The sequence below is a fragment of the Streptomyces sp. NPDC057287 genome (genome assembly GCF_042667905.1).
In the GTDB taxonomy this organism is placed as follows: Bacteria; Actinomycetota; Actinomycetes; order Streptomycetales; family Streptomycetaceae; genus Streptomyces.
Map to the genome: position 1 here is coordinate 360580 of NZ_JBHUYV010000004.1, position 13712 is coordinate 374291.

Annotated in this window: 12 protein-coding genes; all 12 read right to left on the reverse strand. The window is 71.0% G+C overall.

The window, feature by feature from the left end; translation table 11 throughout:
• Positions 1 to 138: 138 nt before the first annotated feature.
• Complete coding sequence (locus ACFUNE_RS10460; RefSeq protein WP_383564793.1) at positions 139 to 3147, reverse strand: carbohydrate binding domain-containing protein; 3009 nt, start codon at positions 3145 to 3147, stop codon at positions 139 to 141.
• A 418-nt stretch (positions 3148 to 3565) separates the two neighbouring features.
• Positions 3566 to 4654, reverse strand: coding sequence for a MupA/Atu3671 family FMN-dependent luciferase-like monooxygenase (locus ACFUNE_RS10465; protein WP_383564795.1), 1089 nt, complete (start codon positions 4652 to 4654; stop codon positions 3566 to 3568).
• Between the two features lie 17 nt (positions 4655 to 4671).
• A complete protein-coding gene (gene acpS, locus ACFUNE_RS10470; RefSeq protein WP_383564797.1) occupies positions 4672 to 5040 on the reverse strand; it encodes a holo-ACP synthase in 369 nt (122 codons plus the stop codon).
• Positions 5037 to 6191, reverse strand: coding sequence for an acyl-CoA dehydrogenase family protein (locus tag ACFUNE_RS10475; RefSeq protein ID WP_383564799.1), 1155 nt, complete (start codon positions 6189 to 6191; stop codon positions 5037 to 5039). Before ACFUNE_RS10475 ends, acpS begins: the two co-directional genes overlap by 4 nt.
• Positions 6188 to 6820 carry an acyl-CoA dehydrogenase family protein gene (locus tag ACFUNE_RS10480; RefSeq protein ID WP_383564801.1) on the reverse strand — a complete coding sequence of 211 codons (633 nt, stop codon included), beginning with the start codon at positions 6818 to 6820 and terminating at the stop codon, positions 6188 to 6190. The genes ACFUNE_RS10475 and ACFUNE_RS10480 overlap by 4 nt, the downstream gene beginning before the upstream one ends.
• Entirely contained in the window at positions 6817 to 7695 is an 879-nt protein-coding gene (locus tag ACFUNE_RS10485; protein WP_383564803.1) for a hypothetical protein, read from the reverse strand. The genes ACFUNE_RS10480 and ACFUNE_RS10485 overlap by 4 nt, the downstream gene beginning before the upstream one ends.
• Positions 7696 to 7698: 3 nt before the next feature.
• Positions 7699 to 7974 (reverse strand): acyl carrier protein, encoded by a 276-nt coding sequence (locus ACFUNE_RS10490; RefSeq protein ID WP_383564805.1) that lies wholly within the window; start codon positions 7972 to 7974, stop codon positions 7699 to 7701.
• Positions 7975 to 8013: 39 nt separating this feature from the next.
• Positions 8014 to 9294: a type III PLP-dependent enzyme gene (locus tag ACFUNE_RS10495; RefSeq protein ID WP_383564807.1), complete on the reverse strand. Its 1281-nt coding sequence runs from the start codon at positions 9292 to 9294 to the stop codon at positions 8014 to 8016.
• On the reverse strand, positions 9291 to 10679 hold the full coding sequence (locus ACFUNE_RS10500; protein WP_383564809.1) for an ATP-grasp domain-containing protein: 1389 nt from the start codon (positions 10677 to 10679) through the stop codon (positions 9291 to 9293). Before ACFUNE_RS10500 ends, ACFUNE_RS10495 begins: the two co-directional genes overlap by 4 nt.
• Before the next feature lie 97 nt (positions 10680 to 10776).
• Complete coding sequence (locus ACFUNE_RS10505; protein WP_383564811.1) at positions 10777 to 11718, reverse strand: 3-oxoacyl-[acyl-carrier-protein] synthase III C-terminal domain-containing protein; 942 nt, start codon at positions 11716 to 11718, stop codon at positions 10777 to 10779.
• Complete coding sequence (locus tag ACFUNE_RS10510) at positions 11702 to 12652, reverse strand: ornithine carbamoyltransferase (RefSeq protein ID WP_383564813.1); 951 nt, start codon at positions 12650 to 12652, stop codon at positions 11702 to 11704. The genes ACFUNE_RS10505 and ACFUNE_RS10510 overlap by 17 nt, the downstream gene beginning before the upstream one ends.
• 37 nt (positions 12653 to 12689) lie before the next feature.
• A complete protein-coding gene (gene sbnB, locus ACFUNE_RS10515; protein ID WP_383564815.1) occupies positions 12690 to 13712 on the reverse strand; it encodes a 2,3-diaminopropionate biosynthesis protein SbnB in 1023 nt (340 codons plus the stop codon).

Genomic DNA, 13712 nt, shown 5'->3' on the forward strand with positions numbered 1-13712 from the left:
CGCACTGGCCCTGCCCCGCCGGTGACCCGCTGAACCCCTCGGTGTACCTCCTGCCCACCCCGCGCCGGGTCGCCGGGGGGCGGGGAGCGCCGCCGGGGGGGCGGCCGGGCACGCGCGCGTGCCCGGCCGCACCGTGGGTCACTTCAGATAGGGGCCCGCCGTCCCGATCTTCCCCGGGGCCGCGTTCCTGCCGCCCAGGTCCAGGACGTACACCCGCAGATTGCCCTTGCCCGGTGCCGGGACGGCCAGTGTTCCGCCCGTCACGACCTTGGTGTCGCCGGTGACGGCGTCCTTGTAGGTGCCGTTGGGGACGCCGGTGTAGGTGGCGCCGCCCGTGACCGTCACCAGCGCGAAGCTGTCCGTTCCGCTCGCGGTGTCGGTGTAGCGGCGCTTGTACGCCATCGAACCGGTGATGCCCTCGGTCGAGTACTGCCCCATCTGCAGGGCGGGCACCGCGCGGCGGATCTGGTTGAGCCGCTGCACGTGCTTGACCAGCGGCTTCGCCAGGGTGTCGGCGACCGCGCCGGACGCGGAGGAGACCGTGCCGAAGTCCGACGCCTTCACCGTGCCGGCGACGTGGTCCCCGAAGTAGGCGCGGCCGGTCGTCGCCAGCGGGCAGGTGGGCCCGCAGTCGATCTTCTTGCCGGCCTGGAACTCGACCTCGGAGCCGTAGTACAGCGTGGGGATGCCCCGGAAGGTCCACATCAGGGACATGTTCTCGGCCCAGGCGTCCGTGCCGCCGGCGTACCGCTCGCTGCTCTTGTTGGGACCGTAGTCGTGGCTGTCGACGTACACGACGTTGTAGGTGGCGTCGTTGTAGCTGTCGTCGGAGTCCTTGCCGTTGTTGTAGGCGTTGTTCGCGTCACCGAAGTTCATGTGCATGCGCATGTCGATGACGTTCATCCCGGAGAACTTGCTGTGGTCCGGCGCGTGGTAGCTGTTGCCGTCCAGGAAGGCGTTGGTGGACGTCGGCTGGGATCCGGTGCCCTGCTGCTGCTCGTAGTCGTACATCTCCAGAGCTGCCTTCCCGTCGTCCGCGCTGTACTCCTTGCGTTCCTTCCAGGTGTAGAACTGCGCGGAGTGGTTGACCGAGCCGCGGTTCCACTTGTCGTTGACGAAGGCCGCGACCTCACCGAAGACGAAGAAGTTCTTCGCGGCCTCGGTGCCGAACTGCTGGGTGACACGCTCCTGGATGGCCGGGAGGAAGCGGCGGTTCCAGGTGGTGCGCGGGATGTGGACGGCCGTGTCGACCCGGAATCCGTCGACGCCCATGTCGATGTACTTGTTGTAGGCGCCGATCAGGTAGTTCTGCACGGGCGCGCTCTCGGTGTTGAAGTCGGCGAGGTCGTCGTGCAGCCAGCACGAGCGGGAGTCCTCGCCCTCCCAGTTCCCGATCCAGCAGTTGTGGTAGTACGCCTTCGGGAACATGCCCGAAGTGGGGTTCGGCCACTGGCAGTTGTAGATCCGGTAGCCCTCCGGAGAGGTGTACTGGGTGGGGGTGCCCCAGTTGACGCAGGTGTTGCCCGACGGTTCGGCCGTGGACCAGAGGTCGCCGTTGTAGTACGACTTCCCCGACTTGGTCTCGACGGTCAGTCCGTCGTACTCGAAGCCGTCGTTCCCCTCGTCGTAGTACCAGCTCCACTGGGCGTCACGGACCCCGTACGTCTTCGGGGTGAACAGGCCCTTGGCGCCCCAGCGCGAGGAGTGGTTGTAGACGACGTCCTGGTAGATCTTCATGCCCTTGGCGTGGGCCGCGTCGATGAGGTCCTGGTAGGAGGCGCCGGCGGACTCGAGCCGGGAGTCGACCTCGTAGAAGTCGTAGCCGTGGTAGCCGTGGTAGTCGTAGTCGGACCGGTTCAGGACCACGGGGGTGATCCAGACGGCCGACATGCCGAGGCCCTTGATGTAGTCGAGCTTCTCGACCAGGCCCTTGAAGTCGCCCCGGAACATCGGGTCGTCGTTGGCGGCGTTGCCCGACTTGGTGTGCTGGCTGCCGCCCCGGTTGTTCGTGGTGTCACCGTCGTTGAAGCGGGCGGTGAGGACGAAGTAGATCGGGTCCTTGCGAGGGTCGGTGCCGAGCGGCTTCCCGGCGGCCGGGGCCGCCGGCTTCTCCCCGGTGGTCGCGGTGGCCGCGGCGGAGGGCGCCGAGACGTTCCCGGCGGCGTCGGCGGCCCTGACCGTGTAGCTGTAGGCGGTCTTCGCCTCCAGGCCGGTGTCCGAGAACACCGTGGAGCCGACGTCGCCGACCAGCGTGCCCTTGGTGCCGCCGGTCCGTGTCACCTGGTACTTCGTCACTCCGCGGTCGTCGGTGGACGGGTCCCAGGTCACCACGACCGACACCCCGTCCGCGCTCGCCGACACCTTCGCCGGGGCGGTGGGGGCCCGGGTGTCCGGCGTCTCGGCCGCGCAGGGGTCCTTCGCGCCGGCGGTGACCTTCTTGTCCTTCACCGTGGTGAGACCGGCGGGGACCGTGTAGTTGCCCCCGTTGTTGTTGTCCCAGACGCCGTTGCCGTTGTTGAAGGTGGCCAGCATGGAGGTGGCGGCACCGAGGTCCACCGACTTCTTCACCCAGCCGGTGCAGGCGGGCTCCATGCCCACACCGGGCACGGTGGTCCAGGCGCCTCCCGCCGGCTGATAGTGCAGATTGGTGGTCGTCCAGCCGACGGTGGCGGTCGAGTAGTAGACGGAGGCGGTGTTGCCCTCCTCGGGCTCCGTCCCGGAATCCGTGCAGGGGTCGCTGTGGGCCACCACGCCGTCCTTGACGGTGACGGCGCCGGTGCCCAGAGCGTAGTTCTTGCCGGAGTTGTTGTCCCACACCCCGGAGCCGTTGTTGAACGTCGCGGCGAGACCCGAGGCGCTGCCCAGGCCCACGGTCATCTTCACCCAGTCGGTGCAGGCGGCTTCCATGGCCACTCCGGGCACGGTGGTCCAGGAGCCGCCGTCGGGCGCGTAATGCAGTCTGTACGAGGACCAGTTCTTGGTCTTGGTGTAGTAGAAGACCGTGGTGATGGACTCCGAGGAGGCCGCGGGAACGGCCGATTCCGCGCCGGAGACCCCGGGTGCCGGGGTCAGGAGGCCCAGCATCACCGTCGCCGCGACGGCCGCCGCCGCGGGGCGTCCGAGCAGCCGGACAGGGGTGCGTCTCATTCGTGTGTCTCCAGGGGAGGGCCGCGGGCGGGTGGACCGCGGCTGCCGACAGCACGACCGTTCAGCGAGCGGCCGCGAGGATCCCGCCGGAGAACCCGGACGCGCCTCGGGGTTCGGGCGAGCAGTACCTTCTGACGGAAAAATCCGTCAGAAGCTTGCTGCAATCTCTTGCAGTCAGGAAGTTACCGGTGCATGACAGGCCCGTAAAGAGTTCGCGCGGCAGCGATGTGCAAAAGGACGACGGCCCGTGCACTCCTCCGCCGGACGAAGGCCGCACACGCGGACGCCGGCGTCGGACGACGCCGGCGAACGCCTCCGCCCGGTCCCGGAAGTCAGGCTTCCGTGCCAGGACCGGCCTCCGCCCGGTCCCGGACGTCAGGCTTCCGTGCCAGGACCGGCCTCCGCCCGGTCCCGGACGTCAGGCTTCCGTGCCAGGACCTCCGCTGTCCCCGGCGACCCTGGCCCGCAGCGAGTCGAGGTGGTGCAGGGAGCCCAGCACCTCGTCCCGGTCCACGCCGAAGTCGACGAGGCACGCGATCTCGTCCACGCCCATCGCGGCGAGTCTGCGCACCACCTCGACGCCGTCCTCGACGGTGCCGAACAGGCCCGCGCTGGTGAACAGCCGGTCGAACTGCCTGGAGAGCATGAACTCCTTGTCCTGGGCCGAGACCCGGTTCAGGTCGAAGCCGTCGGCGCCGGGAGCGGCCGGGGAGGCCGCGATCAGCTCCATCGAGCTGCGCAGGTACCCGGTGAGCGGTTCGCGCACCATGTCGCGTATCCGCGCGCGGTCCTCGCCGATCAAGGTGTGCAGCATCAGCACCACATGGCCGGGGGCGTCGGCACCGTGCTCCTCGGCCAGCGCCTCCCGGTAGGTGGCGATGTTGCGCTCCAGGGCGTCGTCGGCCTGTCCCAGCTGGTGGGTCAGGACGCCCGCGCCGAGTGTGCCCGCGATCCGGAAGCTCTGCGGCGATCCCGCCGCCGTGATCCACACCGGCAACTCCGCCTGGACGGGGCAGGGGAAGAGCCGGACCCGGCGCCTCTCGCCCTCCGGCCCTTCGAACTCCGCCTCCTCGCCGCGCCAGAGACGCTGTACGGTGCCGACCGCCTCCACCATGATGTTCTTGCGGTCCTTGTAGTTGCCGGGCTGGAGCAGGAAGTCCCCCTCGTGCCAACCGGAAGCGAAGGAGACACCCGCACGGCCGCCGGAGAGGTTGTCGACGACGGACCACTCCTCGGCTATCCGGACCGGATGGTGCAGAGGGGCCACCACACTGCCCGCGCGGATCGCCACCCGCTCGGTCACGGCGGCCAGGGCGGCCGCGGTCAGCGAGGGGTTCGGATACTGCCCCCCGAAGGTGTGGAAGTGCCGTTCGGGCGTCCACACGGCGCGGAAACCATGCGTGTCAGCGAAGCGCGCACTCTCCAGCAGGAGGCGGTACAGGTCGCCGTCACCGTCCGCGGAGCTGTCGGCCGCGGTGTCGGCGAAGAAGAAGAGACTCAGGTCCATCGGTCCATCCCTCGGATTCAGGTTGCAATGGCCACGCAGACCACCAGGCCGCCGTGGTGACTGAGCGACAGGTCGATCCGCTCGACGCCGGCCCGCTCGGCGACCGCCAGGGCGCCACCGCCGAGCCGGACCCGCGGCGCCCCGTGGGCGTCGGTGAGTACCTCGATCTCGTGCCAGACCAGGCCCTGTCCCAGGCCTCGGCCGAGCGCCTTCGCGCTGGCCTCCTTCGCGCAGAACCGCCCCGCCAGGTACTCCGTGCGCCGGGGAGCGCCCAGGGTCTCGGCGTGGGCGAGCTCCGCCGCCGAGAACACGATCCGCCGGCCGCCCGGATGGGCGGCGATCTTCGCGAACCGGGCGATCTCCAGCAGGTCCACGCCCACTCTCACCGCGGACCTCCGGCCCGGACCCGCCCCCGCACCCACGCACGCGAGACGTGCAGGCGCTGGATGTCGCTGGTGCCCTCCATGAACTCGAACGAGCACACGTCGCGCGTCCACTTCTCCAGCAGCGGATGGTCCGTCAGCGCCGCCGGACCGAGCGACCGCACCGCCCAGCGGGACGCCTCGCGCGCCGCTGCCACGGCGGCGATCTTGGCCGTGCTGGAGAGCGCACCGGCGTCACGGTCGTGGTCCAGGGCCGCACCGGCCTCGTAGACCAGGCGACGGCAGCTTTCCAGGCGGGCCCTGACGGTCTCCAGGCCCGGCGCCCGTGGTCGCTCGGCGCGCACGAGGTCCACGCAGGCCAGCCCCGTGCCCACCGCGAGCGCGGCGACCTGGGGCCGTACGGTGTTGAACACGCGGACCGCGCCCCACAGACCGCGCCTGGTGGGCGGCAGATGCCGGGCGAGCAGCCGTTCGTCCGGTACCGCGACGCCGTCGAGCCGGATCTCGCCCAGGGCCGCGCCGCGCAGGCCCACCATGTCCAGCCCCCGGGCGTCGAAGCCGGGAGCTCCGTCCTCCACGAGTGCGGCACGGATCGACAACGGCCCGGCGCCCGTCCGGGCGAAGACCACGCCGACGCTGCCGCGGGCGCCGTTGCCGACGTACTTCTTCGTTCCGTCCAGCCGGTGCGAACCGGGAGTGTCGCGGCTCAGGGCGCACTCCATGCCACTGGCGTCACTGCCGTGGGCGGGTTCGGTCACGGCGAAGAACGCCCAGACGCCCTCACCGGCGACCGCGCGGTAGAAGTACTCGCGCTGCCACTCGTCGCCGAGCTGGTCGACGAGGATGCCGGCCAGGCTCGGGCCCGGGGCGGCGAGCACCATCCCCGCGTCCCCGTAGGCGAGTTCGGTCATCCACACCACGGTGTCCAGGGACGACCCGGAGGCGTATGTGAAGCGGCCGACACGCAGCGGGTCGCCGTAGCGCTCCGGAGTCGTGCACCGGCGCACCAGGTCGAAGCCCGACACACCCAGGTGCGGTTTCATCTCGGACGGGGCCGCGTCTAGCGCCGCCGCGTGGTCACGCAGTTCACCCGCACACTCGGCGGCGGCGCCCCGCAGCGCCACGCGCCGGTCGTCGAGTCCGTCCACGGTCATCGTGCTCCTTCCGGGACGCCCGGACGGGCGAGCCACAGGTCCGAGGCGAGCGAGGACAGATAGAGGGCGCGCACCGGATGGCCGGTGATGTAGCCCTCCGCGCCGAACAGCCGCGTCGTCGCCCAGCCGGCCTCGGTCAGTCGCTCGTGCCGGTCCCACACGGCCTCGGCCGACCCGCTCGCGGGCTCCACCGAGGCGATCTCGATCTCGGTGACGACGTCGGCCAGCGCCCCGCCCACCAGCTGGTGATCGATCAGCGGGACCCCGCCGAAGCGCCGGGCGCTCAGCCGTTCCACGGCCGCGTCCAGCAGGGCGGAGAGCACACCGACCCGTACGGCGGCAAGGCGGGCGGCGCGCAGCGCGGTGAGCCCCGCTCCGGCGCCGGTACCCGTCGCGGTGAAGCGGACGAGGGCGAGCCCCTCGAGTGCGGCGAAGGGGTGCGGAAGCACCTCCGCGCCTCCGGCCGCCCCGCCCCGCTCCAGCGAGGCCATCGGCAGGAGCGCCGAGCCGCCCGGTGCCTCGGCGGCGACGTCCAGGCCCTCCAGCACCGCTGTCAGACCGGCGGCCAGACCGCCCTCGCGCCCCAGGTCCCGGCAGCGCCCCAGGTCGGCCCCGGCGGTGCCCTTCACGAGGCCGCCCCCGGTCGCAGCCCGGCCCGGAACAGCCGGCCGGAGTGCGGATCGTAGTCGGCGACCACGGTGTAGCGGTCCGGTGCCCAGTGCTCGGCGAGCGCCGCCCACGCACTGGTGCACAGCAGGTCGGACGCCCCCTCGACCAGGTCGCCCCCGGCACGTGGCAGCGGATCGAGCAGGTCGGCGAGCGTCCGGCCCACCACCGTCATGGTCCGCGGCCCGTGTCCCCGCTCGATGAGCAGCCCCGCCGCCGCGTCCGGGCCGACGGCCCGCTCGTCCACGAAGTCGAGCTCCATGCTCCCGTGCCCGCCCGCGCTCCCCACGCCCAGCAGGACCGCGCAGTCGGTGCTCGGCCCGGTGTGGGTGTCGGCGTCGTAATAGGGGAGAGTCGACTGGTCCATCACGAGGACGGCGCCCTCGGTCAACTGCCGGGCCGTGTGCAGGCCGGACAGGACGCGCAGCGCCGTGAACGGCGCGCCCACGCCCTGCCCCGACAACGAGAACACCTCCGGATTCCCCGGACACCTCTCGGCCAGATAGCAGCCGGCCACCTCGACGATGCTCATGTCGGGCACGTGGTAGGCGAGCACGACCTTGTCCAGCGGGGGCAGCGGCCGGTCCAGGCCGTCCAGGAGCCGCCCCGCCATGCTGATGAAGCTGTTGCCGCCGCCGCCCTCGTAGCGCGCGTGATCGGGTTCCTCGCCGAAGGCGGCGAGGAACTGGGTCATGAACGTGAGATCGACCCCGGCCAGCACGGCCGGCCGCTCGGGGAAGTCCCGTGCGGCCGGGCGGCCGAGCCGCAGGGTCCTGGTGGCGTCCGGGCGCGCGGTGTCACGCTGCGGCACGTCCGTCGTCCGCGTCGTCTGCCGCATCGGTCAGGACGCCTGCTCTTGTTCCGGCATGCGCGCCTCGACGTACGCGGTCAGGCTGCCGACCGTCTCGAAGACGTCCGGCGTCAGCTCGTCCGGATCGATCTGGAGCCCGAGGGTGTCCTCGAGCTCCATCAGCAGCTCGATCACGCTCGTGGAGTCCAGCCCCAGATCACTGAACAGCCGTGTCTGCGGCGTCAGTTCCGGTAGCTCCTTGTTCAGTACGGCGGCGAGGGCCTCCTGAAGCGTGCCGGCCGTCGTGGTGTTGTCGGTGTTCACCATGGTCTCTTCTCCCTTACGAGGGCGGGGCGGGGGTCGGGTTCAGCCGACGTGATCGGCGTCGCGCAGTTCGGGATGGGTCTCCTGTTTGCCGAGGACGTCCTCGACGGAGTCCCGGCGGCGCACCAGGTACGAGCGGCCGCCCCGCAGGACGACCTCGGCCGGGTAGCCGTGGCTGAGGAAGTACACCGGCGAGGCCGACGGACCGTAGGCGCCGGAGCGCAGCACGCCGATGAGGTCGCCCGGACGCAGTTCGGGCAGGGCCACCCCCTTGGCCACCGTGTCGTTCGGGGTGCACAGCGGGCCCGCGATGTTCCAGCGGCCGGGCTCCTCGGACGGCTCGGCCGTCCGGGAGAGCAGCTCGATCGGGAAGTTGCGCTTGACGAAGGACCCGATGCCCACTGCGGCCATGTGGTGGTGGGTGCCTCCGTCCGCGACCGCGAACCTCTCGCCCATGGACTCCTTGGTGTAGCGCACCCGCATCAGGTAGGTGCCACCGAGCGCGGTGAGATACCTGCCGGACTCCATGACGAGACGGGTCTCCGGGTGCGCCGAGGCGAACCTGTCCAGCAGCGGATTGAGGTCCTTGGCCAGCACGGCCGTGTCCAGCTCCTCCTCACCGTCGAAGTAGGCCGCACCCAGACCGCCCCCGATGTCCACCGCGTCGAGGCTGATGCCGGTGGCCGCCGCGATGCGTTCGGCGAGGTCCAGGATGTACGCGGTGTTCTTGACGACCACCGCGGCGTCGAGGATGCGCGTGCCCAGATACACCTGGACCCCGGCCACGTCGGCGTGCCGGTACGCGGCCAGGGCCGGTCCCGCCGCAAGGATCTGGGCCTCGTCGATGCCGAACTGGCGCGGCTTGCCACCCATGGTCAGACGCGAACCGGCGATGGACAGCGCGGGGTTGACCCGCAGCAGCACCCGCTGGCGCACATCCCGCGAGCGGGCCGTCCCGTCGATCCTCTCGAGCTCGTCGAACGACTCGCAGACGATCGCGTAGATGCCCGCCTCCACGCAGGCGTCGATCTCCTCCTCGCTCTTGCCGGGGCCGAGGAAGATGATGTCGGCCGGATCCGTCCCCGCGTCGAGGACGAGGCGGAGTTCGGCGAGGGAGGAGACCTCGGCGCGCGCCCCCGCCGTGTGCAGGACGTCGTAGACGCCCCGGTTCGGGTTCGACTTGAGCGAGTAGAAGATCTCCAGCGAGGGGTGCAGCGCCGAGCGCAGCGCCCTGAGGTTGGCGGCGAGCCAGTCGCCGTCGTACACGTAGGTCGGGGTTCCGTACCGCTCGGCGAGCCCGTTCCAGTCGATCTCTTCACTCACGGCGTGGCCACCATTTCGTTCAGCAGGGTCTCGGCCCGTTCTCTCGTCCGCCGCACGTCCTGCTCGTCGTCACCGACACAGATCGCGTAGAGGCGCCCGTAAGGCTTTCCCTCGGCGAGGAACATGGCGTTCAGCGTGGCGAAGTTGTTGATCAGCACACCGCCGCGACGGCCGGCCCCGGCCTCGGGGAGGCTGTCCAGGAGCAGATCGCCGAGTGCGGCTCGGACCTCCCCGAAGCCGTACACGCGGCCCGGCCTGAGATCGAAGGTCGTGGCGAGGGCGTACTGCCCGTCCGGGATCAGGCGCTCGGAGATCCGGTTCTGGTAGGTGGCCATGTTGAAGCGCGCGTTGATCTCCAGACAGGGGTAGAGCGTGCCGTCGGCGGCGAGCAGCGCGTCGACCCCGACGAGTCCGAAGTAGCCCGCGGCCGCCAGCTCCTTGCCGATCACATCGGCGGCGACCCGCAGTTCCCCGACCTGGTCGGGCCGCAGGGCCGGGGGGAAGAGGTGCCCGCGGTGCACGCCGTTCTCCGTGAGCGCGGTCTTCACGGTCTCGAACGTGACCCCGCCGTCGCGGCCGACGATGAACTGGTAGTTCAGGTCAGCCTGTTTGTCGATCCAGCGTTCGACGACGACCGAGACGCGCCGGTCGGCGCCGGCCCGCCGCTCGATCATCCGCAGCAGGCGCTCACCGCGTCCCGCGTCCTCCAGGACGACCATGCCGCGCCCCGAGACGCCCAGTGACTCCTTGACCACCACCGGGGTGCCCGCCCGGACCAGATGGGTGTCGAGCGCGGCGGCCAGCTCCTCCACCGTCCGGCACACGGCGCCCGGGACGGCGGTCAGTCCGGCCGCGTCCACCAGCTCCCGGCTGAAGATCTTCCCGTTCACCTCCTTGCAGACCGCGGCGCCGGGACCGGCCAGCGGCAGCCCCGCGGCCTCGGCCAGGCGTTCCTCGTCCGGGGAGATGCCGAGCGGCATCAGGTACGTACGGCCGTCGGCGAGCGCGCGCAGCGCCTCCAGCAGCCGGGGCGACTCCAGCGCGTCGACGGTGACCGACCGGTCCGGCACGTTGTGGTCCACTGCCAGGTGCTCGCCCTCGGCCGCGCCGAGGGCGTCCAGATACTCGGCGTAGCCGGGATCGACCGCGCTCTTGAGCACCACCGCGTCGTGTTCGTCGGCGAGCAGGACGCCGACCTCCTCGATCCGGTTCACCGTGGCCGACGAGAAGGACAGCCCGGTGCCGGGCAGCCTCGGCTCGTCGAGGCCCCAGACCCGCTCGACCTCGAAGTTGTTCACGTAGACGAACCGGGCGGTCGGGTCAGAGACCAGGGCGTCCTTCAGCCGTGCGGTGAACCCTGCGGTCGTCGAGGGCCGTTGCGGCAACGGCGCATGCTGGGACGGCGCGGGTGGCGACGATGCGGGCGGGGATGACGGGGGCGGGGACGACGCGGGTGGGGACGACGCGGGTGGGGAAGACATGTCACTCCTGTCCGGTAGAGGTTCTGGCCACCGCGGCGGTGAAGGTCCCGCCCTGGCCGGCGGAGGCCAGCAGCACGGTCGCTCCCGGCCGCACCACCCCCTCGGCGCGAGCGGTCGAGAGGTTGATGAAGGGGTCCGCACAGAAGCAGTGGCCGGTCTTCGGCACGTTCTTCAGATAGATCCGGTCGAGGGGGAGACCCAGCCTCCGCGCGGTGGTCGTCCACGAGTAGCGGTTCACGTTGTGCGGCAGCACCAGGTCGATCCCGTCGAGATCGAGGCCTGCCGCGTGCACCGCGTCGAGCATCACCGAGGCCAACTCCGGCGCGTAGGCGAGGGTGTAGTCGTGCTGCATCTCCTCCCGCATGTTCATGGCCTGGTGGAACTCGCCGCGGGTGTGGTGCGCCACGCTCAGCAGTGCGTCGCCAGGACCCTCCAGCCCGACCACCAGGCCGACCGTCGCGTCCCCGAGGACCGACGTCCCCGGCAGGTGCTGCATCACCGAGGACAGGGCCTTCTCGCCGACCAGGACCAGCGCCGTGCTCCCGGCCGGCTCCGCTGCCAGCAGGCTCTCCGCCACCTTCAGCACGTTCAGGCCGACGGCGCAGCCCTGGTGGGACATCGAGAACGCGGTGGCACCGTCCAGTCCCAGCTTCGTGCGCAGCACGTCCATCCAGCGCAGGCCCGGCGGGGCGAGGTGCTGCACCGTGTGGGCGTGGATCAGGCAGCGCATCCGGGAACGGTCCAGGTCCGCCAGCGCCTCCTGCCCGATCGACAGCAGCATGTCCAGTGTGGAGAGCCCCTCCGCGATGACGACCCGGTCGAGCCCCAGGAACCGGGTCAGCAGCCTGAGCTCGGTCCGGGACAGCTCCAGACGCTCGCGCAGGTCGGCGATGGCCGTGCTGTGCGCGGGGACGAAGGGCACGATCTTACGCAGATAGAGCACGGGACCACTCCAGGACAGCCATGGCGCTGTAGAGCTTGTTCTCGGCCTGGTCGAACGCGATGCTCGCGGGGCCGTCCAGCACCTCGGCGGTGACCTCCTCGCCCCGGTGCGCCGGAAGGTCGTGCATGAACACGGCCTTGGGGGAGCCCTCCATCAGCGCGTCCGTCACCTGGAAGGGGGCGAACACGCTGCGCCAGTCCGGGTCCGGCTTGCTGGTCCCGGTGGTCTGCCAGCGCGTGGTGTAGGCGACGTCGAAATCGGCCGGCAGCCGGTCCATGTCGTGTCGTTCGCTCACGTCGGAACCGTGTTCGGCCGCAGACCGCCGTGCGCGGGCGAGCACCGACCCGTCCAGGCCGTAGCCCGGCGGCGTGCGCAGTTCGAGGCGGACCCCGCGGTACCGGCTCAGACCGAGCGCGAGCGCCGCGGCCGAGTTGTTCCCCTCGCCGACGTACACGACGCTCAGGCCGTCCACCGCGCCGAACCGCTGGGTCAGGGTGGTCAGGTCGGTCAGCCCCTGGGTGGGGTGCTCCTCGGCGCTCATCGCGTTGACCACGGCCATCCGCTGCTGCGCCGCCCAGGCGCGCAACTCGCCCATCTCCCCGGCGGTGCGCGCCACCAGGACGTCGAGCATCCCCGCCATCACCCGGCCGGTGTCCTCGGTGGTCTCCCCGGTGTTGAGCTGGAGGTCGTCGGGTCCGTAGGTGACCAGACCCGCTCCGAGCCGCAGGGCGCCGGACGAGAACGCCGTACGCGTGCGGGTCGAGGTCTTGCGGAAGTAGACACCGACGACATCGCCGGCCAAGGCCGTGCCGGTGGCGCGGTGCCCCTGGGCCGACCTGCGGGCCAGCGCCGCGCCGTGCTCGACGATGTCCCGCACCTCCGAGTCCGCGAGGTCGTCGAGAGAGATCAGGTGCCTGCTGGGGTGCTTCGTCATGGAACGAGCCTCCGTTCACTGCGGTGGATGCGGGGCCTCACCATCGTTCGACCTCGGCGAAGAAGTCGGGCACCTGCTGGACCTGGCCGGACTCCCGGCCGGCCCGCAGGATCTCCCGGCCGACCGCGAGGTCGAGCACCCCGAGGCCGAACGGTGAGAAGATCCGCGGCCGGTCCCGCCCCAGGCGCAGCTCCCCGAGGACGAGCTGCGCGATCGTCCCGTCGATGAAGTCGCGGTGGCCGAACTTCTGCACCGCCAGGTGGGGCGAGGTGCCGGCCTTCAGGCAGTGGTCGATGTCGTCGAGGACGTTGTGGGAGGCGGCGATCAGCTCAGGGCCGATGTCGCGCAGCGAGATGTTGAGTACCGACTGGCCGGGAGCCAGGGCACCCGGGTCCAGGATGTGGGGCGTGGCGGCGGTCGTCGCCAGCACCACGAGGTCGGCGCCGTCCACCGCCTCTTCGAGCGTGCCCGAGGTGCTGGCCCGGTAGCCGAGTGCCCCGGCGTGCCCGGCCGACCTCCTCGCGTACTCCTCCACCGTGTCGTACACCGTGACCTCGCCGAAGGACCAGTCGAGCGCGTGGAAGAACTCGAGGATGTTGCGGGAGATGACGCCCGCCCCGACGACGGCCACCTTCGCCGCCTCCCGGGAGCCGTGCAGATGCTCGGCCCCCAGCACGGCGGAGGCCGCGGTGCGCGCCGCGCTGATCTGGGCGGCCTCCAGGCAGGCGAAGGGATAGCCCGTCTCCAGGTCGTTGAGCAGCAGTACCGCCGAGGCGCGCGGGATGTTCTGCACGATGTTGCCAGGGAAGCTGCCGATCCACTTGATGCCGGCCAGCCCCTCCGTCCCGCCGGCTGCCGCGTCCGCGGGCAGGGCCGCGGGCAGGGCGATGATCCTCGCGTCGGGCCTGTCGGGGAAGCGCAGGAAGTAGCTGTCGGGGTTGATCGTCGCGCCCCGCTGATGGGCCAGGTAGGTCTCCCTGACCCGGGCGAAGATCTCCGGTCGGGAGGTCTCGATCACGGCGCGGACGCTCTTTCCGCCCATGACCTGGAAGGAGAACAT